The organism is Haloplanus sp. GCM10025708 (genome assembly GCF_042663985.1).
Classification (GTDB): domain Archaea; phylum Halobacteriota; class Halobacteria; order Halobacteriales; family Haloferacaceae; genus Salinirarus; species Salinirarus marinus.
In genome coordinates this window covers 2,392,080-2,418,521 of record NZ_JBHSZA010000011.1, presented here as the reverse complement: position 1 = coordinate 2,418,521, position 26,442 = coordinate 2,392,080, and the positions used below count along the sequence as shown (strand labels likewise).

Annotated in this window: 12 protein-coding genes, 2 tRNA genes, 3 rRNA genes and 3 pseudogenes; 10 read left to right on the top strand and 10 right to left on the bottom strand. The window is 54.7% G+C overall.

Annotated elements, in window-relative coordinates:
* Positions 1-5 precede the first annotated feature (5 nt).
* Entirely contained in the window at positions 6-359 is a 354-nt protein-coding gene (locus tag ACFQJD_RS16650; RefSeq protein WP_379799726.1) for a hypothetical protein, read from the top strand.
* 114 nt (positions 360-473) lie between these two features.
* Here ACFQJD_RS16650 and ACFQJD_RS16645 read toward each other — a convergent pair whose 3' ends face one another.
* Both ACFQJD_RS16645 and ACFQJD_RS16640 read right to left on the bottom strand, forming a co-directional pair.
* A complete protein-coding gene (locus tag ACFQJD_RS16645) occupies positions 474-1,832 on the bottom strand; it encodes a hypothetical protein (protein ID WP_122105580.1) in 1,359 nt (452 codons plus the stop codon).
* On the bottom strand, positions 1,822-4,632 hold the full coding sequence (locus ACFQJD_RS16640) for an EVE domain-containing protein (protein ID WP_122105579.1): 2,811 nt from the start codon (positions 4,630-4,632) through the stop codon (positions 1,822-1,824). The genes ACFQJD_RS16645 and ACFQJD_RS16640 overlap by 11 nt, the downstream gene beginning before the upstream one ends.
* A gap of 85 nt (positions 4,633-4,717) precedes the next feature.
* Between ACFQJD_RS16640 and ACFQJD_RS16635 the strand changes: the two genes are divergently transcribed.
* The 4 genes from ACFQJD_RS16635 to ACFQJD_RS16620 all read left to right on the top strand — a co-directional run bounded on the left by ACFQJD_RS16635 (position 4,718) and on the right by ACFQJD_RS16620 (position 7,398).
* Positions 4,718-4,966 (top strand): hypothetical protein, encoded by a 249-nt coding sequence (locus tag ACFQJD_RS16635; RefSeq protein ID WP_122105737.1) that lies wholly within the window; start codon positions 4,718-4,720, stop codon positions 4,964-4,966.
* A gap of 138 nt (positions 4,967-5,104) precedes the next feature.
* Positions 5,105-6,151 (top strand): hypothetical protein, encoded by a 1,047-nt coding sequence (locus ACFQJD_RS16630; RefSeq protein ID WP_122105578.1) that lies wholly within the window; start codon positions 5,105-5,107, stop codon positions 6,149-6,151.
* Between the two features lie 32 nt (positions 6,152-6,183).
* A complete protein-coding gene (locus ACFQJD_RS16625) occupies positions 6,184-6,957 on the top strand; it encodes a hypothetical protein (RefSeq protein WP_136516498.1) in 774 nt (257 codons plus the stop codon).
* A 9-nt stretch (positions 6,958-6,966) separates the two neighbouring features.
* Positions 6,967-7,398, top strand: a complete 432-nt coding sequence (locus ACFQJD_RS16620; RefSeq protein WP_379799724.1) for a hypothetical protein — start codon at positions 6,967-6,969, stop codon at positions 7,396-7,398.
* 448 nt (positions 7,399-7,846) lie between these two features.
* Here the strand turns inward: ACFQJD_RS16620 and ACFQJD_RS16615 are convergent, their stop codons facing one another.
* The 3 genes from ACFQJD_RS16615 to ACFQJD_RS16605 all read right to left on the bottom strand — a co-directional run bounded on the left by ACFQJD_RS16615 (position 7,847) and on the right by ACFQJD_RS16605 (position 12,778).
* Positions 7,847-10,432: a hypothetical protein gene (locus ACFQJD_RS16615; protein WP_379799722.1), complete on the bottom strand. Its 2,586-nt coding sequence runs from the start codon at positions 10,430-10,432 to the stop codon at positions 7,847-7,849.
* A 416-nt stretch (positions 10,433-10,848) separates the two neighbouring features.
* Entirely contained in the window at positions 10,849-11,943 is a 1,095-nt protein-coding gene (locus ACFQJD_RS16610) for a hypothetical protein (RefSeq protein WP_379799720.1), read from the bottom strand.
* Positions 11,944-12,067: 124 nt separating this feature from the next.
* Positions 12,068-12,778, bottom strand: a complete 711-nt coding sequence (locus tag ACFQJD_RS16605; protein ID WP_379799718.1) for a sacsin N-terminal ATP-binding-like domain-containing protein — start codon at positions 12,776-12,778, stop codon at positions 12,068-12,070.
* Positions 12,779-13,066: 288 nt separating this feature from the next.
* Between ACFQJD_RS16605 and ACFQJD_RS16600 the strand changes: the two are divergent.
* The 5 genes and pseudogenes from ACFQJD_RS16600 to ACFQJD_RS16580 form a co-directional block, all read left to right on the top strand.
* Positions 13,067-13,480: pseudogene (locus ACFQJD_RS16600) on the top strand (NYN domain-containing protein); the annotation flags it as partial.
* Between the two features lie 301 nt (positions 13,481-13,781).
* A complete protein-coding gene (locus tag ACFQJD_RS16595; protein WP_122105574.1) occupies positions 13,782-15,842 on the top strand; it encodes a DNA helicase UvrD in 2,061 nt (686 codons plus the stop codon).
* Positions 15,839-16,743 (top strand): annotated as a pseudogene (locus ACFQJD_RS16590) (PD-(D/E)XK nuclease family protein). The gene ACFQJD_RS16595 and the pseudogene ACFQJD_RS16590 overlap by 4 nt, the downstream one beginning before the upstream one ends.
* Positions 16,740-20,196: pseudogene (locus tag ACFQJD_RS16585) on the top strand (ATP-dependent helicase). The pseudogenes ACFQJD_RS16590 and ACFQJD_RS16585 overlap by 4 nt, the downstream one beginning before the upstream one ends.
* Positions 20,197-20,500: 304 nt before the next feature.
* Positions 20,501-20,635 (top strand): hypothetical protein, encoded by a 135-nt coding sequence (locus tag ACFQJD_RS16580; RefSeq protein WP_379799716.1) that lies wholly within the window; start codon positions 20,501-20,503, stop codon positions 20,633-20,635.
* Between the two features lie 154 nt (positions 20,636-20,789).
* On the opposite strand, the gene ACFQJD_RS16575 is transcribed toward ACFQJD_RS16580, so the two are convergent.
* The 5 genes from ACFQJD_RS16575 to ACFQJD_RS16555 form a co-directional block, all read right to left on the bottom strand.
* Positions 20,790-20,865 (bottom strand) — tRNA-Cys (locus ACFQJD_RS16575).
* A gap of 124 nt (positions 20,866-20,989) precedes the next feature.
* Positions 20,990-21,111: ribosomal RNA gene (rrf, locus tag ACFQJD_RS16570) — 5S ribosomal RNA — on the bottom strand.
* A gap of 116 nt (positions 21,112-21,227) precedes the next feature.
* Positions 21,228-24,147 (bottom strand): 23S ribosomal RNA (locus ACFQJD_RS16565).
* 244 nt (positions 24,148-24,391) lie between these two features.
* Positions 24,392-24,463, bottom strand: a tRNA-Ala gene (locus ACFQJD_RS16560).
* Positions 24,464-24,586: 123 nt separating this feature from the next.
* Positions 24,587-26,053: ribosomal RNA gene (locus ACFQJD_RS16555) — 16S ribosomal RNA — on the bottom strand.
* The 16S, 23S and 5S rRNA genes sit together here with 2 tRNA genes alongside, the layout of an rRNA operon.
* Positions 26,054-26,442 lie beyond the last annotated feature (389 nt).

The window sequence follows — 26,442 nt, the reverse complement described above, 5'->3', positions numbered from 1 at the left end:
GGCAGATGAACAATCGAGAATCACAACAACAAACTATGACAACAGAAGAACACAATTCAACGACCGGGACTACGACTGATGCGCATCGATCGAGTGACGATAGTGATCTTGCTCGGAAGATGTCAGAAATAAGGTATGAAATAAACGGTCGCGCTGCGGCCGCCGATGCTAAGCAAGAAGAAGAGCTTTACCGAATATTTTATCATCGCCTTACCAAAACCGAACGACATCTTGAGGCGATGCGAGTCGCCCAGGACCCGCAGTCCGAATTCTCGTTCGAACAGATACTCGATGAACTTGATGAGGAACTCGTGCCAGCCGGTAATGGTGCGACGTTAGAAACCTCTGACGAGTCGTAAAGGGGAACCATCCGTGTAGCGACTAGAGCTAACTGGTTCGACGAGATGTGATTGTTGGGAGACTCTCCTGATATGAGATGTTTCAATACCCATTATATCTCGACCTCAGTCGACTTACGGCTTGATTGTAGGGCTATCAGGAAATGAATCAGCAGCGAACGAACGGAACAAATCAACATCGTCGGTGAGTAACTCGCTCCCGTTCAGGTGAATGAGCTCGTCAGCAGTACCGGCTGTTGAATACCCGTTCGTGATGAGGAGACTAGTGACCGGTAGATCTGGATTGTCAATGAGGTAGTCGTCGTGGTACGCAAACCGTCGGTAGGTAGCCAACTCCTCTAGTCCCTGCCGGAATGTTTGAGCTGCGGATGAGTACTTGACTTCGCCGAGAAGCACGGCGACGAGGTCGTCGTCTGGGGAACTCGTGTCGTAGATTTCGATAACGATGTCGGGGCGACCTCGATACAGAACAGGATCTTGATCGCTCCCAGTCAACCCGCGAAGTGCGTTGGTATAGTCGACGAGCGCGTCTTGGTAGCGTTTGAACGTCGGGTGGGCGGGTACAACGTCTGGGTCAAGGGTTTCGTGGAAGTCGATCGCGCCGTTCTGGTCGTGGAAAATATCGATGCGTCGGTCATCGGTTTCGAGTTGTGCCAAGGCGGTACTTTCACCGGCGATTGGATGAAGTCGTACACCGGGAGTTTCGTCGTTGAGATACCGGAGAATCCGGAAGATGCAGAAGAGTTCGAAGAGCGTTGGCGTGGATGCTGGAATGATGAGCGTCTCGGTCAGGAGCTTGGTGATGTCCGGATCGAATCGATTCGATTGTAATCGTTGGTACCGGTCGAGGAGTTCGTAGGCTTCCGTGTACAGGTCGAGGCGGGAGCGGCGGGCGGCCGTGAGGTCTTGGTCGGTGACGGAGATTTGCTGTCCGGGAGCGATACGGTTCAGGTGGACGTTCTGCTTGTAGAGCCGGTCAAAGTGGTCGATCTGGTCGTCGGTCCAATATTGGCGACGCCAGTCATACTCGACACCGCGGAGATCGGTCGTGACGGTACGATGAACCTGCCAGAGTAGACGTTTCAGAACACGGTTTTCAGCGATGTCGTACTCGGTATAGGGCGTATCGCAGACGAATCGGCTCTTATCGGCGTAGCCGCTGTCTGACCACGTCCGTAACGTCCCACTCCAATTGATAGAACCACGAACCTCACCTTGGGTGTCGACGTGTTCGCGTTGATTTTCGGTTTTGATCCGGCGGACTCGTTCTGGGAGCTTGCTAATGAAGTTGTGAACATCCTCACTCAGACAGAAATGGATGCGTTTGATTCGATCCCAGTCGTCAATGTCGAGGCCTTCGTAATCGAGTGACCGCGTGAGCACCCGCGGGTTGATCGCACCGCTCCGAAGATACGTGGCCAGTTCTTCAGTTGTGGCGTCGACGAGCGCGTCGGCAGTCAGGCTACGCGTCATCGTCGAAATTGATACCGAAGAAGTCAGCAGCTTTCTCCTTCAGTCGTTCTCCATCCAAGTCGAGATTGATGTCGCCATTTTCGGTGGGTACGTCGGTGTCTGTGAGCGAGCGAATCAGTTGTTTTTGATCCTCAGGTCGCATCCCTTCGAGCTGCGGGTACACGAGCGAGACAACGGCTGATGAGAGCGCTTCACTCTGGGTCCCGCCGGCGTGCTCAAAGGAGTCAAGGTACCGAATGATGTCGTAGACGATGGACGGTCCGATGACGCGGTGTTTGTTGATGCGCTGCCACAGCACAGTAATTACTGGGTACGACGCCTCAAGCACGGGGCGCAGTCCGGGGTTGTCAGCGAGCCATGCGGTCGAGTAATTATCGTCGGCATCTGGATCCAAGAGTGACGTGCGGACTGCGCCGTCGTCAGTGGTGAGTGGCGGGACACCGACGTGGATGAAATTGAAGCGGCGCATAAACGCGTAGGACATCTCATACAGCGAGGTTTTGTCATACGTGTTCATCGTAGCGATGAGACGCCACGACGGCGTCACGGGAAACGCATCCGGGTTCGCAATGATCTCAGCAAGCTCACCATCACTGGCGTGGTCACTCACAGAAAGCAGTTCGACGGTGCGCTCGCGTTCATACGGAAGTTCCGTGGAGTCACCGGAGAGAACGGAGAACAGTTGACCGAATGCTTTGTCGATGTCAGACCGGTTGATTTCGTCGATAATGAGCCACTCATTAACGATTCGGTCCTGCCGGAAGCATTTCAAGAACAGGCGAGGCTCAAACAACAGTTCCTGACCACCATCATTCGTGGACGGGACGTATCCACCGATCGTGTCGAAGGCGGTCCATTCTGAGGTGGCTGTCGTGAATCGGTACCCATCGACTTGCTCGTGGGCCGTTGCTCCGTCAGAAACCGCCTTGGCGAGTTTGGTTTTCCCGGTTCCTGGCGGCCCGGTGAAGATGATGTGTTTGCCAGAACGAAGCGACGCTTCGATTTCGCGTTGCAGTCGAGCGTCGTCTTCGAAGTAGAGCGTCTCTGGAATCTGCGCGTCGATCTGCGGTGGGGAGAGTTTCTGTTCGAACCTGTCCAATGCCTCTTGACTAACGCCATCTACTGCAGGCTCTTCCAGTGCGAGGATTGTCTCGTACTCATCTTTCGTCAGTGGGAACAAGCTACCCTGAGCCCCATTCGTAATCGGGGTCGCATCTTCGAGTTCCGGAATCGCATTCAAATCGCCCCACGTGATGCTCTCAATACGCCGATCAAACTGGATTCGAACACCAACATCAGATGTCGTCTCTTGGTCACTATCGGTGGTTTCCGGTTGTTCATCTGTCGTTGTGCCCCCTTGATGATCTCGCTCTGGCGGGATTACCTCGCTTACCGTACCTTCGGCCACGATTGCTTTGACCGGGGTAGACTCGTAGAACAGGACACGGTCACCGGGAGCAGCTGATCTGAATGCGTCGAACAGCCGTTTCTTGTTCCCCTTCTCGTTGTAGGCGTTATAGAAGATCTCGCTCCCGTCAGCAATATCGTCGACGGACCAGATAGAGGGATTGGCTGTCGCCCAAAAGTAGTTCGTCGCCTCGGATGGTGATGCTACCAAGTTGGACGTGTTGATACCCGCTGTCTCAAGCAGGTATCGGCCCGCTTCGGGCGTGAGGTGGCAAAGATACGCTTGAATAACATTCCCGTTCTTGTCGAGTGGATACCGCTCTTGCTCTTGTCGTACTTCGGAGTTCTGTAGTTCCTCTCGGAGTTCCACTAGTGGGAGCGGTTCGTCAAGACGGGTTGTATCGACATCGACGCGATAATACTCGCCGCCTTCCATCTCGGTGAGTCGTGCTTCGGTCGTGACGACGGAGCACGCACGAACTGCCTGGTTAGTGTAGTGGAAGATGATGTCGCCTGTTTCGAGGACCGTCAGATCGCGTTGCCACTTCTTATCTTGTGAGCGGAGAAATTCATCATTGAATTCGACCTCGCGGTTCTGGTTCACCCAGTAAAACGAAACATCGTCAATATCGAGGTCATCAACTGACTGTTCAGCTTCCGATTCACCCTCTAGCTCGGCTTCGTCTCCCTCTAGCTCGGCTTCGTCTAGTTCGGCAAGATCCTGCTGTTCGATCCAATTGAAGAAGCTATCTAAGTGACGGAAATCCTCATTGAATGGGTAGGAATCCCGCACCGTTCGGAATTTGTTTGCGTCTTCGATATACTGACGCAACTGTCTGGACATCCCGTAGCCGAAATATTTCTCCATACCAGTGCGAGACCGATCGTTACTGATCGGATATTTTGTTGGATGAACAAAATACAGAATAGGGGAAATGATACCGGCTTGAACTCCACCAATATCCAATGCGGCGAACTCTTCGACTGCCTCGTCGATTGTTTCTCTATCATCGGATTCGATCACCGTTTTGAGAAATTCGTAGGTCTCCTCTTCGTAGCCTTCTATCGGCACCGAGTACGTCCCCTTTCCGACGATTCCTGTCCCTTGTTCAATGCAGTCGTTGATTTCTGTCTTCGAGGCTGAGTCAATCGCAAGATCGTCGATCCGTTCTTTCTTCATTTCCAGACTCAGCGCATTGTCGTTCTGACACAGGTTGTACACCGTTCGCATCGCATACTCATCGATCGATCCGGTGTCAACGATCGCACGGACAAGTGTCTGTACGGCCTCGGATGTGTTCCTGACGTGTGCTTTGTCTTGTTCCCAGTCTTTGTTGGAGACGTACTCCTGTACGAGAGCGTCAATATCAAGCGACGAGTCAGCCTCGCTCATTACTCGCCTACTGACACGAGGGAGTCATAAATGCGTGCCTGTGAATCCACGATGCTATAGTAGCTGGCCCCGCCTAATGGAGATGATGGCGAGGTTCGCTGAGGGGGATCGTGTCCGAGTTGACATTCCTGATGAGACGGATCCAGAGCACAGCAGGTTCCACGGCGACCACGGAGAGGTTGTGAAGGTTCTCACCGACGATGCGGGGGTAGTGACTACGGACGAACGGGATTCACAGCTTTACCGTGTTGCCCTCGAAACCGATGAGACGGTTGACTTCCGCTGGCGGGATTTACGGCCACCGATAGACGACACATCGGAATCAGAAAACTGAGCGAGGTTACACCTTGATCACCAATCGTCAATCTGGACTAAGTGCGTATCTAAATTAGAACCCGTCAACAACATTAGTCACCCGCAAATACGCGTCATTTTGCCAAAAGTTTATGAGCCAGTCTTCTCTTGATTCGGTATGTCAGATATTACCACTGTTGAGGATGAATACGAGTATCCTGGGTGGTTAGTGTTTAACGGATTCTTCAAAACGACTGTTCATGGGGACGACGGCATGTCGCCACAGAAAATCGTAGACGCATTTGATGAGTACACGGAAGGAACCCCTAATGAACCAGACGAAGGGTTCAAACAAATTGACACCCCCGAGAAGCTCCAAATGATGACGGAGTTGAGTGAAAAGACGGAGAAATTCGCCCGGGGTCTCTATGCACTAGAGTACGTTGACGAGGACTGGGTAGAGACGTGGGGATACGATGAGAACGCTAACGAACAGATGTATTTCCACCCCAATCACGACAAGATCCGCATCTATTGGGATTACGTAAACGGCGTAATGATGTTCAAGGGACAAAAACGGTTGCTTGAACAAAAGCAGACTGACCTTTTGGGTGCGCTTTCTGGGGATATGAAGATGGACTCGGTTTCATTCGACTTTGATTTCTTTTTATGGATTCTCTACAAGCAGTACGCAGGCGAACCCCTGTCCTCTGATCTTCGTGTCCGGAAAATAAAACGCGCGTCAACCGTAGCCGATGTCGAAGGTTCTAGCGATAATATGGGTGTTGGACAGGTGAAAGACTCGCAGAACGTACTGCGGTCTGTACTGTTAATAGCACCCATTCTTTCAGGTAAACAGATTGACGGTATACAAGGGGATTTCATACTTGATGAGCATCAAGTAACAGCACTAATCGAGTTTGGTGGGAAGGTCCACGTCAAAGTTAGTGACAACCCGTTAAGTACTTTGAGCGACCTGCGGCGAATGGGTGTTTCTCTTCGGTTCCTCTCCGAACTGATTAATCTGTTCGACGACTGGGAACACCTCGATCCCGAAGATCGTTATCCACCACCGTCATTCTTCGATGCAATGGCGGATAACGCTGAAGAGGAAGGCTGGCCCCCTCGATTCGACGCAGAGGATGTGAAAGCCCGTTATGAACGTAAGCGCCAAGGGGTTATGGACGAAAGTACAAAATCAGTGCCCGCCGAAGACGTGTCATAACGAAAGGATACAGAAGCGAAATTCACGACATTATGTCCACAAGCAGGCTCGGTCGATCAGAGGGACTTGAAAAATACTGGTCCGAGCACCTTGGTGACCGGCCTGAGACTGATGTGGCTATCAAGTCTATCGACCGTGAACACGTGGAATCCTTTCCCGAAGTTGCGGACTATCCCTTCGATGGGCAAATAAAACTGACCGGGACCTTCGCGTTCGAGATCCCAAGCCGGAACAACGGTTCATTCACACAAACAGGGGAATACGAATACCGGACCGCATCAGAACTATTCCTTGTAGAGACCCCCACGGATCTAGTTGACGCAGAGGATGTGTTTACAGACCTGAATCAGCAACTTGCGTCCACTGCCGAGATACAGCGCGCATTGTCGCTCCCACGTGATTCCTTCTGGCGATTTATCGAAGAGGCAGATACTATTGAAACATTGATTCTCCGCGGCCGAGGGGGAACGTATGATGCAGCCAAACTTCTCTCTGTTCTCCAATACGATGATCCAGTCGAAACCTTACGTACGAATCCAGAGTTCAGTGACCTTCGATCCATAGAGGACATAGAAGACATCATTTCAGCTGTCGATACTCCGTCAGAGGTCGACGGCATACAGGACCTCAATATCGACATCTACAGCACTATTATCGATGAGGTGAAGGGAACGTACTGGTTCTGTGACCGAGCCGCAGATGTCTGGTACAAACGGGGAGTACTGCAGTTGGATGCCGAAGATGTTGACGCCCGTGAGTACGTGATTCAGCTTTTTGAGCGTGACGTGATCCACGGCGGAGTGTAGGGAGTATCGATGGCAACGGTGGCTAGGTGTTTGAACGAGATTCTGAATCCTCAAACTATTGAGGTTCTGGAAGTTATTTTTATCTACCTAATACTGGTCGGTGCCGCTGTCGGCATTCTCTTAATCGTCGAACCTATCTCAAATTTCAAGGAGTTAAGATACGAATTAACGGAGTTCGTACACTATTACAAGAATACTGCTTGGTGGTGGCTGACAACATTTCTAATTTCCGTTATCTCACTAACAATTGGCGCTGGTCAAAGTGTATTTGTAGATCTCACACTCCTTAGCCTGTTTACAGCGCCTGCGATCGCCTACTATCATCAAAACTCCCCGTTCTCAATCAAAGTCGAATACCGCGCTCGTACATCAAACGGAAGGACAGCGATAGGTGAAGAAATCGAAAACATCGCCACATTAGATAACGACCAGTATATTTAGAGTTTCCTATTACAACTGGCTCCAATATCGATGAGTTCGAGATCGATCTTGCGGTTCCGGACGGCGTCGAGGTATGGAACTATTCTGCAATAACGGGAGTGGATCTATCTGACAATAAAACGAGTATCGAAGGGCATGCACCGGCAGGACGAGATTCGTTCGTGTTCGAACTTATTCTTAAGAAGACTGCTGGGGTCAAACAGGGGGCGAATCTAGTGGTTCTGTCTGATTCAAGTAGCGGCAGAGAGTTAGTGTCCGTTCGGTTAATGCCGTAGTTGGTAGTGTGAATTCTGACCGGGGACTACACTGGTCTGATAACATTTCCCGGAACAACAGGTTGTTCTGGTTGAATAGAATGTAGATGATGAGATACAGTTCAAATTGGAGCCGAACCACCGATTGCGGAGCTACAGAACCCTGACTTGTGAAAAACACCTCTCCTTGGGAGTCAGAGATCGATTGATTCGTCGCTATCCTGAACGTAGATGACTAATCCGTCGTGGCCATAGCCTTGGTTCCGGAAGCTATTGACTAATTCAGGGAGTCCGTCAAGCTCCCTGGTCAGGTCCACAGCTTGTCGTCCGGATTGAACACCTAACAGCCGCCACGAGCCCTGATACAGGGTTTGCTCTGTATCGTCGGTCTCAGATGAGTGCAAGACTTTGCGATAGACCCGGAGCTGGTTTTGGGTCAAATGTACCTTGTAAGGACCTTCATCGCCCAAGCTCTTGATTTCGTATCGAACGGGCTCGATCTCGCCACCGGTGCGTTCCAGCCCGAGCATATCGTACCCTGCACCATCCCACACGCTTGAGATGTGGAGACCGGATTCGAGGGCTTCATCGCTACCTGTTTCGTGCCATTCTCGAAGGCCGCGTTCCAGATTTTCTGCAGTCCGGCCCGAGGATGGAATCACCGATAGAAGGCTCTCCAGAGCCTCATCAAACTCTCCTCGTGCCTTCGCATCTTCGAGAAGTTCTACAGTCTGCTTGGTAATCCACGATGCGGCCGCTCGCTCGGCATCGTCACCAACTGCTTTCGTATTCTTCCATTCAGATTCGAGGTCTTCGATCTCTACGATTCCGTTTTCAGTTTCGTTCGGATCACCTTCGGACAACCTTGGTCGACCCCAGCCGAGATCCTCTGTGGTTGCCACGTTCTCGACGGGTTCGTACCGCGGTGAGAACTCAATTAGCCGATCTTCGAGTTCTTCGTAAGCTGGTATCGCCGCTTCAGGGAGTGATCCGCCGAATGGATTCCCTCGTAGCCATTCGATGACGGCCCGTGTGGGGTCGAAGGCGACTCGTCGAGACGCATCTTCAGTGATGTATTCCTGCAAGCGAGCTTCGAGTTCATCGTCAGAGAACGCTACCTCGATGTGCTCCTCTATGAGGTGCTCCAAGAACGGAATAAGTTGTTCCCACTTCGTGAACCACGCGTCCCATTTCGCTCGGTGTGTCTGTTCACAGGAGAACTGTGGCCGGAACGGCTCCTGAGCGTCTGTCAAGTCTATCGATCGTAACGCAGCATTCACATCAGCAGCGGTAAAGGACCATGAAACCGCGGTCACATCCACATCATCAGGGTCGACATGAGAGAGTCGGTTCCACGAGTCACGAACCCGAATATCGAGTTCAGATAGCGCCGTCCGCACCCGGCGACGTAGCTCCTCGTGTTCTTCATCATCGAGTTGGCGGAGATGTCGCTCGTAGGCATCAACCAAGGAGATTGCGTCGCGTTTCTCCAAGAGTCGTTCGACACGGCTGACATCATCTGACTCGTAGCCGCTGAGGGCCTGACCGAAGAGTGGGCCGACGCCAGTAGCGGAATCCTCAAGCAGCAGTTTAGCTAACGGCTCACCGAATTCATCAAGCGGTGGTGAACCTGTGGTTCCGTCTGGCGTATCAAAGATAATCGTCGGTGGGTCCGGTTGCAGATAGAGCGCGTGATTGTGAGTGTTCTTGTACCGCGTTGCAGTCAGTGACTCTTCCCCGCCGAGAGTTGCTTGGAATTCGATCCATGCGTTCTCAACGTAGCGAATCGTGCTGCTTCGCCATCGATCAGCCGCCGTCGCCGGGTCAATATCAACTTGGTTTGTCGTACTGGCGAGGGCAAGCAGATGTGCGATGATTGGTCGAAGTTGCTCTTCGAGGTTCTGAACGACTTCCACTTCTTCGCTGCCCCGGTGGGCTGGGTACACCTGACGTGAAATATCAATCTCGCGTGCGGCCAGTGGCTCATATCCTCGAAGAGTCTCAGTCCCGATCGTCGCTGCAGCCAGCGGCACCGCTGGGAAGAACCGGCGCATTTGATCTCGGGTGGTGTTTGTCGTTGGAATCCACACATCTTCGTCCGGTTCATACCACACTAATCCTCGTTCAGCGAGCGCTCGTGGTTCGTCGACGGGTCGATACCCGAGGATGGGGATCTCTCGGTCGTCCGCTTCAGGATCGTGTTCCCGACTGATCGTGTTGAGAAGACGGTCAAATAACCGAGTCAAGGCCTGCCGTGCACGTGGATTCTCTTCGATCTCGTCTAACCGATCCGCTGTTAGTGAATGTACCTGAGTCAGTAGTCTGAAAGCTGGTTCTGCAGCGTCTCGTCCGAGACTATCCATATCGGTCCCGCTGACCGAATCAAGGGCGATCAACAACTCCTGTGAGAGTGGAGCTTCCTTCGACACACTCCAGAGTACGGACGGGAACTGGCGCTGTTGTCGGGAGACAAGCGTGAGCTCTGCCGGTGCAATCCGATCTGGTGGGTCTTCAACGAGGAGCGGTGGTTCTGCTTCCCCTTCAGCGTCACCGACTGGGAACCAGGCTTGATTCCGAAGTGCCGGAAGGATCTCGATTGGCCGTCGCCCTTGCTTTTCTTCGTCTAATTCGTTCCGTTCAGCTTCAATGATGTCTGCAAGCCACGAGTCCCAAGCTGCATCAAGCGATGGTAGCCACGCAGCCGGATCAACCGAGTCTGAAGTCGCAGGTTCTGTTCCGAGACGGAGTGGGTTCCACTCCGTCCCTGCTGCAACTAACACCGGGGGTGCGTCGCGGGGCGCAACCGTTCCGTCCTCACCCCCTTCGACTAACGTGAGTCGAACCCCATCGTCTGGATCGGGCGGTTCCGGCGTTACTCCAATGAACGCGAGGAATGAATCCAGATCCGCATTTTCGGGGAGTGAGGGGAGTTTTTCGACGGCAACCCGATCTCGTGTGAGTTGACGTGCTGGTTCCCACTGTCCATCTAGTGTCGGGAGAAACAGTGTTGCGATCGCACGACCGGCGGACCGCGCATTATCGCTATAGACATCGTCTCTAATTGCGCGCCAACCAGGACCGTATTTCTCCGTTTCTGCTGGGGGAGCAGCACTACCCTGCGAGCTTAGTGCGAAGAGATCCATCGCAAACTGAATCAGTTCAGATTGTAGTCGGTCAGCCCGATCTACGTCGCTATCTAGGGCTTATACTCCCAACTGGAGAGATCGTTTGGGAGTTGCCGAAGCTCACCGAGGACATCCCAGCGGTTGAACTGATTCGCTCCGAGAGGGTGCGGCGGCTCACGATCGAAGCCAGACGCGAACTCATACGAAGTCACGGCACGCCCTGACTCGCGGAGCGCAAGCGGGAGATCCAATTGCGTCGTCTCCGATCGGCGGATAAAAAGACGATGCGTATGTCGTTCAGTCTGTATCTGTCCACCTGCTGTTCCTCGCTGAGGAAGCTGAACAGCAGCGGTTCTACCTGACTGGTCTTCATCCCTTGTTGCAGTGATGGGTGCAACCCGGGTCTCAATATCCCGGATTGCATCACACATTGCAGTGGCACGTCGTCGCCATGTATCCGAATTTCGACGGGATTTACACGTCCGATTAATCCAGTTCCCAGCTGCTTCCCAGAACTCGTCGTACGTCGAGAGCGGCCACTGATCCTGCTGCTCGAAAAACGCATCAGCGAGTTCAGCCCACTTGCGATAGCGATCCGGATCCTTGACGCCAGCATCCGAAAACAGAAGATCTTCCAGGTGGTCAACGACGATATTAGCGGCTGATGAGTTCGTTGACCCTGGATCTAGCAACTGCCAAAGGTCGTCTCGGGGTGTTTCATTCGATACCGTCTCTGGGACTGTCCTGACCTCGTCGGGATTAATCCACTCGTATTCGAGATCTTCATCAGAGATACCGAGGTGGTCAAAGAGTGCGTGGAGATGTAGCTCTGCAGCCGCTCTAAGCAGGGCTCGATTGTAACGACCGATCGTCTCATCATTAAGATGAATCGCTGTTCTGTCCGTTCGTAAGTGGAAGTCACCTTGTAAATCGATACCAAACGGGCTTTTAATTCGCGTGGGGAGATACCCATACAGTCCTGGTTTCAATTCGTCAGAGCGGGTTTTTGACCGAGGCCAGGCGATGGCTGCCCCAGGGGTGGAAACGTCGTGCTCAGCCTCGTCGGCAAGTGGTTGTAATTCGGATGATTCCCAGAATACGAGCGATCGTTTCGCATCCTCTGGCGTCGCTGATGGCCAGGTGGATTTCTGAAATTGCTCCCCCATACATCAAACGAGACATCTAGGTTTTGACGGTCCTCGAATAGTCCGATGAAATTGAGATGTCGTTGCTGGAATGTCTCAACGGAGTCGCGCAGTTCATCCTCTTTTCCGGGGTCAATTGGAACGACTACAACCGTACTAAAATCTGAAGCGTCGTCAAGAGTTGGTGGTGCTGGTGCACGTAACGGAAGTGGAAAATGGAAGCTGCCCGTTGCTCACCTTCACCTAATGGACACGTGGTCGAGTCAAGAAACTCAGAGTGACCCTTCTGTACTTCTCGATAGTCGAGCCGTTGCTGCCAGGTGTCTTGATCCAGTGGCAGGTGCATCTCCATTCCCCACCATTCGGGAGATTCAGAAAATCGACTCCATACGCGCGCGAAATCGTTTAGCCAGAATACAGACCGGAAACCGACCCCTTTGTTCCCGACGCTCTCCTCAGGGCGCTTATTCGATACGTGTAGCGTACAGAGTGCGTTGAAATCCGGTCGACGCTCCTCTCCGAACTTCCGGTGAGTCGAATAGTCATACTCCGGATCAACTCGGATCGGCACACCATCGTTAGCAACAACAAGCGCCTGTTCAGCGGAACCCCAGTCAACGTCCCGGATTTCGACCGCGACCTTTGATTCAGCCCGGTCAAGTGCGTTTTGCAACAGTTCGAAAAGAACACGAGCCGTGTACTGCCGACGAATCGATTCTTCGGTCTGCAGGTCCCTATATGCATCATCGCCACTCATCGCAGCCGCGTTCTCGTAATGCCGCTGGAAGACCGCTCGAAGATCGTCCGGTTCAGGGACAAACCCAGGCACTTGGTGAGTAGCGTGCTGTTCACTCATCTGTCATAGCACCTTTACGGGCGAGAGGAGACTGACTGCCATAACAACTAACTTCGAGGGTGACAGTATGAAAGTTCGTCTGATTGTTATACTGTGACAGGTCAGACCATCGTAAACGGCGAATCGTATAGATATACAAGGTAAATAGCTGAATATGCGCCTCAAGTAGTTTAATGAAACCAGCCGTTCAACGGCCGGTTATGGTAGAAAAACGCGCGATGCTTTTTATCGACGCTCAGAACCTAATAAACGGGGCGAAGCTATGGGGAAGATGGATTAAATTATGATGTAGACAAATTGGTTGAGGAGTTGACCGGGGAGTATGATCTAATACGGGGTTACTGGTTCGACTCTCACAAACCCGGTGAAAGGGATAGCAAACAAGGATTTTACACCTTCCTTCAAACAAACGGATTTCGTGTTGAGTCTGTCAGATTAAGTGGCTCAGAAGGGAGTTATAAAGAAAAGGAAGCAGACATCCGGTTAGCAACAGAGCTGATTGCTCGCGGATTTAATGACTCGTACGATGTGGCCATCGTCATTACGGGTGACAAAGATTTCCTCAGAGCAGTGAGATATGTTCAAGATCAAGGGAAAGTTGTGAAAATAGCTGCTTTTGAACACACGATGTCTGGAGATTTGCGAAGAACCGCCGATGAATATATCTGCCTTGACGATATTTCGAGCGAAATCGAGCAGTGATGTATCTATTAGGAATTAATTTGGCAGGTGACCAGGTTGAAACCTGCAGAATGGGGCTTATGCCCGCCACCTGCGAGAATTGCTTTACAAGACATCGTACAGCGTCGGGGGTAAAAGCCTTTTTGGATAACGTCTGGACCGATGTTCACGGGAATAAGGTCCCGTTTGAAGCCGATAGCCGTTTCTAGGATTGGATCGATGAGTTTGAATTTCGAACACAGATACGCTCAGGGAGAAAGGCCACTACAGACAATAGCTGTGGCATATTCTGGGCACCACAATTTGTATGAAGAGATCGAATATGACAGCTAACTCATCTCCGCGAGAGTTTGACGGCACTCTGGTTTCCACGCCGTTCGGAGCTGAAAACGTCCGACAAACGACACAGGATGAATACAAGAAACTCCTCGACAAATACGACTCCGAAGACGTACTCGTTCTCACAGGTGCGCCGACGAGTACAGACTCGTTCCGTGATACGTTGGACGAGGTGCTTCCTGGTGCGGCGACCCCGTACGTGACATCGCCTGTCGTGCACGCGACGGATGTCCTTAATCAGACGGACGATCGTGTGATTCTTTCGGACGCGTTGCGGCGTGAACTCCTACATCGATTCCTCGCCGGTTACGAATGGGAGACAGAATACCTACGGCGGGCGTCGAACCAATCCTCGTTCATCGAAGACGTAGATCGAGTGATGGGAACGATTTCGTGGCAGGATATTTCTCCCAGTGAGACGCCAGAACTCCGGGAAATTACCACGGCACTTGAAGGGTTCCACAATTGGCTTGCTGAACACGATCACATAGAGCGGGGGCAACTCATATCGGAAGCTCTCGCTGTCCTCACGGGCGAGGACTACGACGACATCGTCGATATTGACGCGGTGCTAGCAGTCGAATTTGAGGAATTCTTTCCGCTTGACCGGGCGTATCTCGACGCGCTCACGGCAGACTGTGAGCTTGTTTGTATCGCCGAGGATGACGCAAGTGTCCGCAGAACGTGGGTGGAGACAGGTCCAGTCACGGACTATGTCACGTTCAGTGAATCTCAGCGCGCGTCCGGTGTCCAGCCATCAACTCGCCCGGCCGCCACGGCTGCGTACTTCGCGGAAGAAACTGTCGTGAACGACCCGGATGCCGGATCAGTCTCCGTGCTCGCTGCGGATTCCGGTGGCGACCAACTTGCTGCGATTGCGAACGAGATTGAAGAGCTCGTCGAGCAAGAGGGCTGGAACTACGCCGACATCGCGGTCGCTACCAAACAAAGCGGGAGTACCGTTACAGACACCATCGAATCGTTCGAACGTAGTGGAATCCCAACAGAGTCGGCTACTACTACTGGATTTGGCGACGATCCCGCGATTAGGGAGCTGCTTGCTGTTACTCGCCACTTGGCCGCTGACGAGGACGATGACGTACCTGATCACGGACCAGCACTCGATACGGATCGCTTAGCTCGTGTTGGCGAGATGGATCAGTTGGAAGACGCGGTACGGTGGTGGGCAACTGATTCCGGGCTGAAAGAACGAATCGCGGAGCAGGCGACACCACTCGATGCGCGGTCACAGTTCGGAAACGTTCGCCGTGCGTTTCGAATGGCTGCGTTCCTGGATGATACTGCGTTTCTCGATGCGACGTGGGAGTCCTTCGAAGAAATGTTGGAACGGGCCCACGAGTACGCGTCCCAACAGAATCAGACCAGCGCAACTGACCTCGATGGCGGTGTCAGAGTCGATCACTTGCAAGCGATCAAGAACACCTCGTTCAAGGCGGTGTTCCTGATTAATCTCACAGACAGCGAGTACCCCGGTGAGCCTTTCCTCACACGGCTGTTTCCACACGAACGCGTTGCGTCGATGCCGGACTATCCAGGCGTAACGGATCTCAGCGACACGGGTGTTAACCAAACTTTCCCGACGGACTCGACAGCGTCAAGCCGGCCGTTCGTACGGTATCACGCGGAGCACGCACGGCGACGCTTGGCAATCGGTGCTGGAGCGGCAACAGAGCGCTTGTACTGTTGTCTTTACGAATACGAGGATACCGCTCTCGAAGAGCGTGCGCAGGCGTCGCGGTTCCTGACCGCGGCGTATGCAGATCTGCCGTGGGTGACGGACGATGCTGATCCGCAGATCACGAGCGAGCAAGCAGCTGAAGAGTTCCTGCTTTCACGGGTGGATAACGCACTCGCGGATGTTCGTCGCGCGAACAGCCAGGACGTGACGATTTCACTTGATGAGGTTGAAGCGGAGCTCGGTGAGATTCAAGACCTGCTCGACAAGAGCGGAACCCGAGGCGAAGAGCTTCGGAAAGCGCTACGGGCGCGCGTCGAGTTCGCTAATGGAGAGGTGCGGCGATGAGCGACGATTCGCTTTCCCCGTCTCGCTTGGCGACGTATGCAGCGTGTCCGCGACAATACGAGTACAGCTACCCGCAGGACATCAACACGCCAGTTCGAACTGAGCTTTATCTCAACCAGGGAAAGATCTACCACGAAACTATCGAGGCCGTGTGTGATGCGACCGAGCGTGATGATGACCCCGAGATGATTCACGCCCGGGCAATGCGTATCTTCGACGAGAAGTGGGACGAACACAGTAACCCGGACGATTACGAATCAGTTGCGCATTGCGAGTACCAGCGAGTCGAGAACCAGGCTGCTATCGATGCGTTCTTCGAGCCGGATGGTGGCGATGGGATAGACCACGCACGTCGCTCAGTCGCAACGGAGTGCTGGGTTGAGTGTGAACGCGATGGGAGAGGGCTTCACGGGAAGGCTGATAACGTCATTCGAACCGATGATGGTCTCCACATCATCGATTACAAGCGAAATACACGGGGGTGATCTCCTCAGGAACAGCAGAGTATTTGGCTGACCATCTTGACGGCGACGCACACGAACCGAAGCGTGTTCGGAACGCCTTCCAGACGGCGACGTACATTGAGGGCGTGAAGAACGAACCGTTCTACGAGGACGGGATGGAAGTGCGGTTCAGTTTCTACGGGCTACTCAACAGAACATCCTTCGAGAGCACCGCCTCAGGATACAGCGTGTCCGTGCGGGGGTATCCGCGCGAAACAACCGAAATCTACGAGGAACACTACGACACGATCTGGGCACTCATCCGGGCTGCACACGACGGCATCACGAGCGAGACGTACGACCCGGAACCGTTCGCCATCATCAGCGAGGAAGCGTGCCCGGATTGCGAGTACCGGGAAATGTGTCCTGACCGGCTCGCCACAGAGGTGAAACGATGAGCGGCGACGAGACCGAGTACCCGTCGTGGTTCCCGGTCCCGGAAGACGAGTTGTCTCCGGAACCACAGCAGGGAGAGATCATTGACGCAGATGAGTATCCGATACGGGTGCTTGCCGGGGCAGGGACGGGAAAGACGTTCACGATGGTTCGGAAGATCGAGCATCTCATCGACGAAGAGGATGTGTCGCCGGACCGGATTCTTGCGTTGACATTCACCAATAACGCGGCAGATTCGATGCGGGAGAAGCTCAACGCGAAGCTCGGCACAGCAGGGTACGACATCGACGCGTACACGTATCACTCGATCTGTAACGAGATTCTCTCCGATTACGCATACACTGCAGGGCTTGACCCGGACTTTGACATCGCTACCGACCCCGAAAAGTACGCCATCGTCCTGGATGTCCTCGACGAGATCGAGTACCGATCTGTCAAGCCTAATGTGTACGGTGGCGACGGATATGCATCGGGCGCTGCCTCGAAACTTCTCAACTTCATCGGATCGATGAAGCGCAGCGGCATCACGCCCGAGGACATCGACGCGTTCCTCGGCCCGGCCGACCGCGTATACGATCTTGCTGACCTACCAGACCGAATCGAGAACATCGCCAGTGACCACCTTGGTGGTCGCTCTGTCTCAAGCGTCTTGGGTGGGATTCCAGAGACACGTGAAGAACTCGTTGAGGAACGGGATGCGTTAGGGACGGCCGGCATCGAAGCCAGCACACGCGACTTCCTTGATCGTCTTATTGAGCTCTGCGACGCGCTTGAAGACGCGTTCGAAGCATATGAGGCGGGTGAACGAGACCTTCCAGATAACGCGTACAAACTGCCGAAATACCTACTCGGTGGATACAGTAGCGCACCGAAAGGCATCCCGAACGATCTTGATCTTGAACTCACAGACCATCTCGACTCGTTTGTCTCAGATTGCCTTACGGCCCGTGACCTGGCTGCAGGCTATGCCGCGTACGAGCGTGAGCTCGACGAGCGAAACCTCATCGACTTCGATGGGTTAGTCGTAAAGACTGCGGAGTTAATGGACTCGCCAGTCGGTGACGAGATTGCCGCCCGGTGGGACTACGTGTTCTGCGACGAGTTCCAAGACACGGATCGCCTTCAGTTCGATCTCGTCACGTCACTGGTCACTGACGACAACCTGTTCGTCGTCGGTGACGACGATCAAGCGATATACGAATGGCGGGGCGCACACGTCGCCAACATCACAGAGGAACTTGACAACGCGTTTGCGGCACTCACAGACAAACCCCTGAGGAGAACTTTCGCTCACGACAGCCGATCCTCGATTTGGCGAATGAAGCCATCACGAAGCTGGACCACCGTGAACAGCATAAGACGCTCACTCGTGTCGACGAACCGGAGTACGACGGTGACACTGTCGCTACCGTTGAGTTACCCGACGAAGACGACGACAGGGATGGAGCACCCCAGCTTCGAACCGTCGTCCAGAATCTGTTGACTGGCGCGGCAGATAATCTCGACAAGGCATACGGTCCAGGAGACATTGCACTCCTTGTTCGGAAAAACGACCACGCTACCCCCGTTATAGAAGAGTTCGAAGACGCTGGGATTCCATACCAGGTCGCCGGTGATCTTGCCACAGAATCAATTGGCGTCGGCACGGTGACGGCCTACCTCAAGGCTCTCGCTCGACCCGAAGACGAGGTGAGCTGGAATCGCGTCCTGCTGATGCGGTACCGACTCTGCGATGCGGATCTCCGCACACTCAACGAGGGCGACACGCCACTCGTCGACGCTCTCCGTGAAACCCCGCCCGGTGAGTTTGAGGAGCCAGACCGCGTTGCAGAAGCCCGCGAGCACGTCAACAAGCTCCTCGACATCAAAGAATCTGCATCCCTAAGCCACCTGTACCGTGAACTGAAGAGCTGTACGAATATCGAATGGTACCTCAGCGAGCAGGAACGACGCGACCTCTCACAACTCGACGATGTCATCGAACAGTACGGCGACAGCGCCGTCCAACCCCCACTCACACCTGAGTTTATCGAGTCGCTCGAACACTATGACTCGCTGTTCGATGAGAGTGGATCCACGCCGACAAGCCAGCCAGACATTGCCGATGATGCGGTCAACGTGATGACCATCCACAAGAGCAAAGGACTCGATTTCCCAGTCGTTCTCATCCCGCAGGTCACCGCCGATGAGTGGGCTCCGAGTTCACGCGCGTACGATGCTCTCGAAACAGGGCTATCGGACGGCCCGACTACAGTGTTTGCTGAAGATTACGTCGCACGCGATGCCCGAGAAACCAGGCGCGTGTTCCACGTCGGAATCACACGCGCTGAAGATATTCTCGTTTTGCAAGGTGGCGACGAAGCAGGTGATGATGCTGGCGACGACACCCATCCGATTCCGAGCGTGGTTGACGAGATATTGCCACCACGGATCCCGTGGCAACCACAACGTGGGCAGCTTCCCATCTGGAGTGATGCACGGGAATGCTTACCAGATGGGTCAGCGGACTGGACCGACACGCTCGCGCAGGAGACCGTCGGTGAGGTCGGCGGGACCATTGTCCACGACGGTGACACGCTCGCAGTAGAGACCGCACGCAGCCGGGTGCTGGAACTCGCAACAGCATCGCTCAACAGTTACCTTACAACAGAGGGAGAACACTCACGGCTTCAGATCGAGTCACTGGCCGGGCCATCTACCCCGTCTCCGTCACTGACTCACAGCTATACATCCTTGGCAGCCTATGAGGAATGTCCACGCAGTCACTACCTCGACTACGTCGTCAACGCATTCCAGGACTATCGAGAATCGACGAGTAGTAGCGGGGGTGGTGTGTCCCAGCGCGCGATCGGATTGCTCTTCCACGACACGGCGGAGCAGGCAGCCAACAAGGAAATACAACGCCGTGAGGAGTGGTATGAAATCTGCGAACGGCTCGCCAGTCAACGTCGAGACGAAGATGCCCTTCCAGTTGCGAAAGAGTGTATTGACCGGTACTTCGAGTTAGATCTCTCCGAGTACGAGGTCGTCGATGCAGAGCAAGAGTTCGAACTCAGTATCGACGGGCACGAACTCACCGGGTTTATCGATGCAGTCTATCGGACGCCGGATGACGAGCTGATCGTCATCGATTACAAGGCCACCGAACGCCACCGAGACCTCCAGGATGACAAGCAGCTCCCCATCTATTTATTAGCCTGTCGAGATCTCTATGAAGAACCAATCAGACGCGCTGGATACGCGTATGTGGGGGGATCGGACCGAAAGTCGAGTCACGAGCGTTCAGTGAGGACGAGCTGGAAGGTGTCGAAGACGACGTGGTAGAAGCAATGAATCAGATCACAGAGTTTTCGTTCACCAAGTATATCGCTGATGACCACTGCCAATGGTGTCAGCATAATCAGCTTCCCTGTGCTTCGGACTCGTTCACTGTCGGCCCTGGATTCGAAGAGTAAGATTCGAATCACCGCACTACCGCCCTTTAGAACGACGAACTCCTGCTTAACCTCGACTAACGGTAGAGTATAGCTGAGGGTTGATTAGTGAGGACTGCCAAAATCCACCTATGGCTAAACGGTTCGTGCGCGCTCGTCCGGGGAATCGTCTGGCAGAACTCCGCAAACGGCTCGACAGTGGCGAGATTCAAGCAATGAATCCGTTCGGTCGCGCGATGACGCGCGCGCTGGAGAAAGCTCGATTCGACCCAGAGACGGGGGAAGCCGTCTGGATTGAAGAGGACTACTGCTCTCCCCGCTTGCAATGGAACGCGCGGAAGTACTCGACGACTACTTTGAGGAGATCACCGTCGTCGAGGAAGACGTAGACGAGACCGTCGGCTGGCAGCGGATCGATAATCTGCCCGGGCTCTGGGAGCAGGTACTCGACGAAGCCTAGCTAAACACCCCGCTCCGACAAAGCCCCGGGTTTAGTGCCCGTTGACGATTGTCCTGATGTTACCGATGAAGTTTATCAGATACTATAGAGGTACTGGTGAAAAATCCAGATCGCCCAAGGGATAGTCGTCTTGGGCTTTAGGGTTTAGTGTTAGAGCCAAGGGCCGGATTTGAACCGGCGGTGGGCGGCTCTGCAGGCCGCTGCGTTAGGCCGAACTCTGCCACCTTGGCGCGCCCGACACAGCGGTGTCCGGCGCTTAAGCCTAGCGGTCCGGGTGTGGGTCGAGTGTTGCCACTGTGTGTGTGTTGAGTGTGGGTCGACGAGCGGTCCGCTCGTCGAAAGAGAGTATGAGTGGTGAGGCGGCGAATCAGTGTTCCCAGAGGGTCGCCCACTCCAGTACTTGCTGATACGCTGGCACGCTTAACTTCCGTGTTCGGGATGGGTACGGGTGTGGCCGTGCCGCTCTGGCCGCCTCTATGCCGATCCGTGGAATCGAACCACGATGCGCCAGTATCGGTCTGTCTGTGTGTGTGTTCGTGCAATCCAGTTTACGCCTGGACCCGACTCGAACGAGTCGGATCAGTACAATGCGTATGACTGTGGCTTGGCCTGTTAGTGCTCGCGGGCTGAACGTCTCGTTGCCTTGACGCGTACACCCCGAGTCTATCGAACTCGTCTTCTACGAGTGGCCTCGGTGGTCCCTCTTTTCCAGGTGGGTTTCGAGCTTAGATGCGTTCAGCTCTTACCCCGTGGTGCGTGGCTGCCCGGCAACTGCCTTCTCAGACAACCGGTACACCAGTGGCACCCATCCGTAGTTCCTCTCGTACTATACGGACGTTCCTGTCAGGAACCGTAACACCCCCAATAGATAGCAGCCGACCTGTCTCACGACGGTCTAAACCCAGCTCACGACCTCCTTTAATAGGCGAACAACCTCACCCTTGCCTGCTTCTGCACAGGCAGGATGGAGGGAACCGACATCGAGGTAGCAAGCCACCGGGTCGATATGTGCTCTTGCCGGTGACGACTCTGTTATCCCTAAGGTAGCTTTTCTGTCATCTACGCGGCCCATTGAGGACCGTCGTAGGTTCGCTAGACCACGCTTTCGCGTCAGCGACACTCGTTGGGAATGTCACTGTCAGGCCATCTTTTGCTCTTGCGCTCTTCCTCGAGTTCCCGACTCGAGTGAGATGACCATAGGGCGCGCTCGATATCTTTTCGAGCGCGTACCGCCCCAGTCAAACTGCCCGGCTACCGGTGTCCTCCTCCCGGAGTGAGGGTCGCAGTCACTGACGGGTAGTGTTTCATGTGTGTCTGGGCGACGCGCTGGCGCGCGCACCTCTGTAACGACTCCTACCTACTCTGCACATCAGCGACCACGTCCCAGCGACAGCCTGCAGTAAAGCTCTATAGGGTCTTCGCTTCCCCTTGGGGGTCTCCAGACTCCGCACTGGAACGTACAGTTCACCGGGCCCAGCGTTGGGACAGTGGCGCTCTCGTTGATCCATTCATGCAAGCCGCTACTGAAGCGGCAAGGTACTACGCTACCTTAAGAGGGTCATAGTTACCCCCGCCGTTGACGGGTCCTTCGTCCGCTTGTACGCGGTGTTCAGATACCCGCACTGGGCAGGATTCAGTGACCGTACGAGTCCTTGCGGATTTGCGGTCACCTATGTTGTTACTAGACAGTCGGAGCGCCCGAGTCACTGCGACCTGCCCCATTCCGGGGCAGGCATCCCTTATTGCGAACGTACGGGACTAACTTGCCGAATTCCCTAACGCCGGTTGCTCCCGACGGGCCTTGGCTTTCGCTGCCTGAGCACCTGTGTCGGATCTCGGTACGAATATCATACTCGTCTTTTCACGGGCTCCGGGTACCATCGAGTTTCCCTGTCCCGAGTTTCACACGCTTCCTGCCGTTACGGCTTCCACGCGTTTCCTCGGTTCGACCGGGCGAAGGCCCGGCTCGATGTTTCCTGAAGCGTCGACTTTCAACGTATGATAGCACTGGAATATTAACCAGTTTCCCGTTCGACCTACTCGACTGACGGTAGGCCTTAGGATCGGCTAACCCTCGGCTGATTGGCAGTGCCGAGGAACCCTTGCTCTTGAGGCCGTCGGGGTTCACACCCGACTTTCGCTGCTACTATGACCAGGATTTTCGTTACCGGTCGGTCCATACGAACTCTCGTCCGTACTTCCACCCGACCGGAATGCCAGCCTACGGAATCACTCTTTGACGAGTGTCGTCAGGTCTCGGAAGTGGACTTGAGCCCCGATCATTTTCGGCGCCCCGAACCTCGGCCGGTAAGCTGTTACGCTTTTCTTAGAGGGTAGCTGCTTCTAAGCTCACCTCCCGGCTGTCTGGGGCTCGGGACCACCTTCGATCGCACTTAGTCCACATTTTGGGTCCTTAACCTCACTCTGGGTTGTCTCCCTCACGGTACACAGGCTTACCCCGCATACCGGACTCCCTGCTTCCACGGCGTCCGTAGGTTCGGAGTTCGACAGGATGGCCGACTCCTCTCGGAGGCGGGTCATCCAATCGGTAGCTCTACCCCACGGACTACCTCTGCAGAGGTCATGCTTCGACATGTTTCGGCTGGAACCAGCTGTTGCCGGGTTCGATGGGCCTTTCACCCCTACGCATAGGTCACGGGAGGGTATTGTAGGACACCATCCCTAACAGGCCTCCACGTGGCTTTCGCCACGCTTCACCTTGCCCACGCGTAGATCACCCGGTTTCGGGTCGTACTCGGTTGGCTCCCCGCCCTTGAAGACGGCGGCCCTGGTCTGTGAAGACTGCGGCCATGTCGGTTTCCCTGTGCCTCCCCCGATTCGCGGGTTAGACTTGCCAAACAAGTACACTCCCTGGTTCGTTTTTCAAAACGTACGACGGAACACCGGCTTCCCACGATTCCTACTGGGCGATCGCTCGCCGGTCGTTTCTCGTGGGACCTTGTATGCCCCGTCGCTCTATCGCCAACTGATTTCAAGCCCTATTGCACTGCCCTTCTCGGGGTGCTTTTCAGCGTTCGCTCACGCTACTTGTTCGCTATCGGTCTCGAGGAGTATTTAGTCTTAGCAGTCGATGCCTGCTGTGTTCACGAGGAATATCCGGTCCTCGCTACTCTGGTACTGACGCACACTCTACTGGGTCTCGGTACGGGGCTGTCACCCTGTGTCGCGCTCCGTTTCAGGAGACTTCGCGAGACTGGTCGAGTGATGAGTGTCAGTCCGAACACCACATTGCCCGAAGGCTTCGGTTTGGACTGTGTCGCGTTCACTCGCCGTTACTGACGACATCGCTGTTGCGTTCTGTTCCTGCTCTTACTGAGATGTTTCAATTCAGAGCGTTCCCCATTGCGCGAAGCAATTGCGGTGGGGATTCCCATTCGGAGATCCTCAGTTCTTTCCCTCCATGCGGGTCCCTGAGGCTTATCGCAGCTTGGCACGTCCGTCGTCGGCTCTCGAGCCGAGCTATTCACCAGCTGGCAAAGTAGCCAGTTGTTGTTGGATTGCGTTGCACTGACCCGGTTCGACTATAAGTCGGTGACTCTTGCGAGTCGGGTCCAGTGGACGCCTGGATTGCACGTACACACAGTTTCATCACGCACGCCGGGTGGTAAGCGGTCGTGCGTTCGACCCTTCCCACTCGCGGTTGCCCGGAGTGGTGCATCGGTTAGTGCCATCACATCGTCGCGCCGTCGTGCACTTAAGGCGTGCGGTTCGGGCGGTCGGTGGGATGGGCTTGCATGGACCCGCTGGGATTTGAACCCAGGGCTTCCTCCTTGCAAAGGAGGTGCTCTGCCGCTGAGCTACGGGCCCACCCCTTGGATGGGGGGCGAGAGTGTGAGCCTTGATAGTTCTTGGGTGCTCGGGCGTGTCCGGGTGGGTCGGGTGGACCTTTATGAGTGGTGTGGGCCTCCCTGGTGGGAGGTCCCGGTCTGTAGGAGGTGATCCAGCCGCAGATTCCCCTACGGCTACCTTGTTACGACTTAAGCCCCCTTGCGGAGCCCAGATTCGACCTGCTGAGCAGGCCTCATCCGGACCCCACTCGGGTGCTTTGACGGGCGGTGTGTGCAAGGAGCAGGGACGTATTCACCGCGCTTTGTTGAAACGCGATTACTACCGAATCCAGCTTCATGAGGGCGGGTTTCAGCCCTCAATCCGAACTACGATCGAGTTTACGAGATTACCGTCCTCTTTCGAGGTAGGAACCCATTGTCTCGACCATTGTAGCCCGCGTGTAGCCCAGCACATTCGGGGCATACTGACCTACCGTTGCCCGTTCCTTCCTCCGTGTTGGCCACGGCAGTCCTCCTAATGTACCCAACCACGCGAACGTGTTGCTGGCAATTAGGGGTGCGGGTCTCGCTCGTTGCCTGACTTAACAGGACGCCTCACGGTACGAGCTGACGGCGGCCATGCACCTCCTCTCAGTGGGTCTGCTAAGCTCATCACACTGAGCTTCATTCCCACTGTCGGTGCTGGTGAGATGTCCGGCGTTGAGTCCAATTAAACCGCAGGCTCCTCCGGTTGTAGTGCTCCCCCGCCAATTCCTTTAAGTTTCATCCTTGCGGACGTACTTCCCAGGCGGTCTGCTTAGCGGCTTCCCTACGGCACAACACCCACTCGTAGTGGGAGTCACACCTAGCAGACATCGTTTACGGCTCGGACTACCCGGGTATCTAATCCGGTTCGAGACCCGAGCTTTCGTCCCTCACCGTCGGATCCGTCTTCTCGAGGTGCTTTCGCCATCGGCGGTCCGTCCAGGATTACGGGATTTCACTCCTACCCTGGACGTACCCTCGAGTCTTCCGGTCCCAAGCCAGGCAGTTTCCGCCGGACGCCCACCAGTTGGGCTGGTGGATTTCCCGACGGACTTGCGTGGCCGGCTACGGACGCTTTAGGCCCAATAATATCGGTCATCACTCGTGCTGCCGGTATTACCGCGGCGGCTGGCACCGGTCTTGCCCAGCACTTATTCCTGTACCACCTTACGGTACAGAAAAGCGAGGACTGTATGCCCTCGCACTTGGGGTCCCCTTATCGCACTTGCGTGCAGTGTAAAGGTTTCGCGCCTGCTGCGCCCGTAGGGCCTGGATTCTTGTCTCAGAATCCATCTCCGGGCTCTTGCTCTCACAACCCGTACCGATTATCGGCACGGTGGGCCGTTACCCCACCGTCTACCTAATCGGCCGCAGCCACATCCTACGGCGCCGGAGCGTTTGGTGTACTCGGCGTTCCAGCGTGAGTACGGTGTGGAGTATTAGCCTCAGTTTCCCGAGGTTATCCTCCTCCGTAGGGTAGTTTGGCCACGTGTTACGGAGCTATTTGCTGCGAGGCTGAACTCGCACAACAGCATGGCTAAATCGGACCCCAATAGCAATGACCTCCGGCAGGATCAACCGGAGTGTCCCCTCCAAAGGAGGGGGTATGGCGGGATGCTCTGTGAAGAGCACCTCCATCAATCTAAGGTCCAGAGTTCGACGCCACCGGGACACACCCGAGTGACACCGAACTATCAAGGCTCACATCAGATTCCCTCTGTACGGCGGACCGCAGGGGTGGAATCCTCACGTTTTCGTTCGGATTTCAACCAACGCGAGGGACGAGTATAAACCCGTTGATTCCCTCGGACTGGCGTCCGAACCCGCGAGACGGAATCGCCCCGCCTCGCCCGCTTCTTCGCATCCATACCGAACGCCCTGTTACACTTAAGGGCGTCGAATGCGACTCGTCGCCGGCAGTCGATTACCGACGACGCGAACGTGTTCTTCGGTCCGTCCCGCTCGTCGATCGAG

What these genes read in the sequence shown, in the direction of transcription:
- ACFQJD_RS16610 (WP_379799720.1), bottom strand. Translation starts at nt 11,943, where the DNA reads ATGGGGGAGCAATTTCAGAAATCCACCTGGCCATCAGCGACGCCAGAG.
- ACFQJD_RS16620 (WP_379799724.1), top strand. Translation starts at nt 6,967, where the DNA reads ATGGCAACGGTGGCTAGGTGTTTGAACGAGATTCTGAATCCTCAAACT.
- ACFQJD_RS16625 (WP_136516498.1), top strand. Translation starts at nt 6,184, where the DNA reads ATGTCCACAAGCAGGCTCGGTCGATCAGAGGGACTTGAAAAATACTGG.
- ACFQJD_RS16635 (WP_122105737.1), top strand. Translation starts at nt 4,718, where the DNA reads ATGGCGAGGTTCGCTGAGGGGGATCGTGTCCGAGTTGACATTCCTGAT.
- ACFQJD_RS16605 (WP_379799718.1), bottom strand. Translation starts at nt 12,778, where the DNA reads ATGAGTGAACAGCACGCTACTCACCAAGTGCCTGGGTTTGTCCCTGAA.
- ACFQJD_RS16645 (WP_122105580.1), bottom strand. Translation starts at nt 1,832, where the DNA reads ATGACGCGTAGCCTGACTGCCGACGCGCTCGTCGACGCCACAACTGAA.
- ACFQJD_RS16580 (WP_379799716.1), top strand. Translation starts at nt 20,501, where the DNA reads ATGGAACGCGCGGAAGTACTCGACGACTACTTTGAGGAGATCACCGTC.
- ACFQJD_RS16650 (WP_379799726.1), top strand. Translation starts at nt 6, where the DNA reads ATGAACAATCGAGAATCACAACAACAAACTATGACAACAGAAGAACAC.
- ACFQJD_RS16640 (WP_122105579.1), bottom strand. Translation starts at nt 4,632, where the DNA reads ATGAGCGAGGCTGACTCGTCGCTTGATATTGACGCTCTCGTACAGGAG.
- ACFQJD_RS16630 (WP_122105578.1), top strand. Translation starts at nt 5,105, where the DNA reads ATGTCAGATATTACCACTGTTGAGGATGAATACGAGTATCCTGGGTGG.
- ACFQJD_RS16595 (WP_122105574.1), top strand. Translation starts at nt 13,782, where the DNA reads ATGACAGCTAACTCATCTCCGCGAGAGTTTGACGGCACTCTGGTTTCC.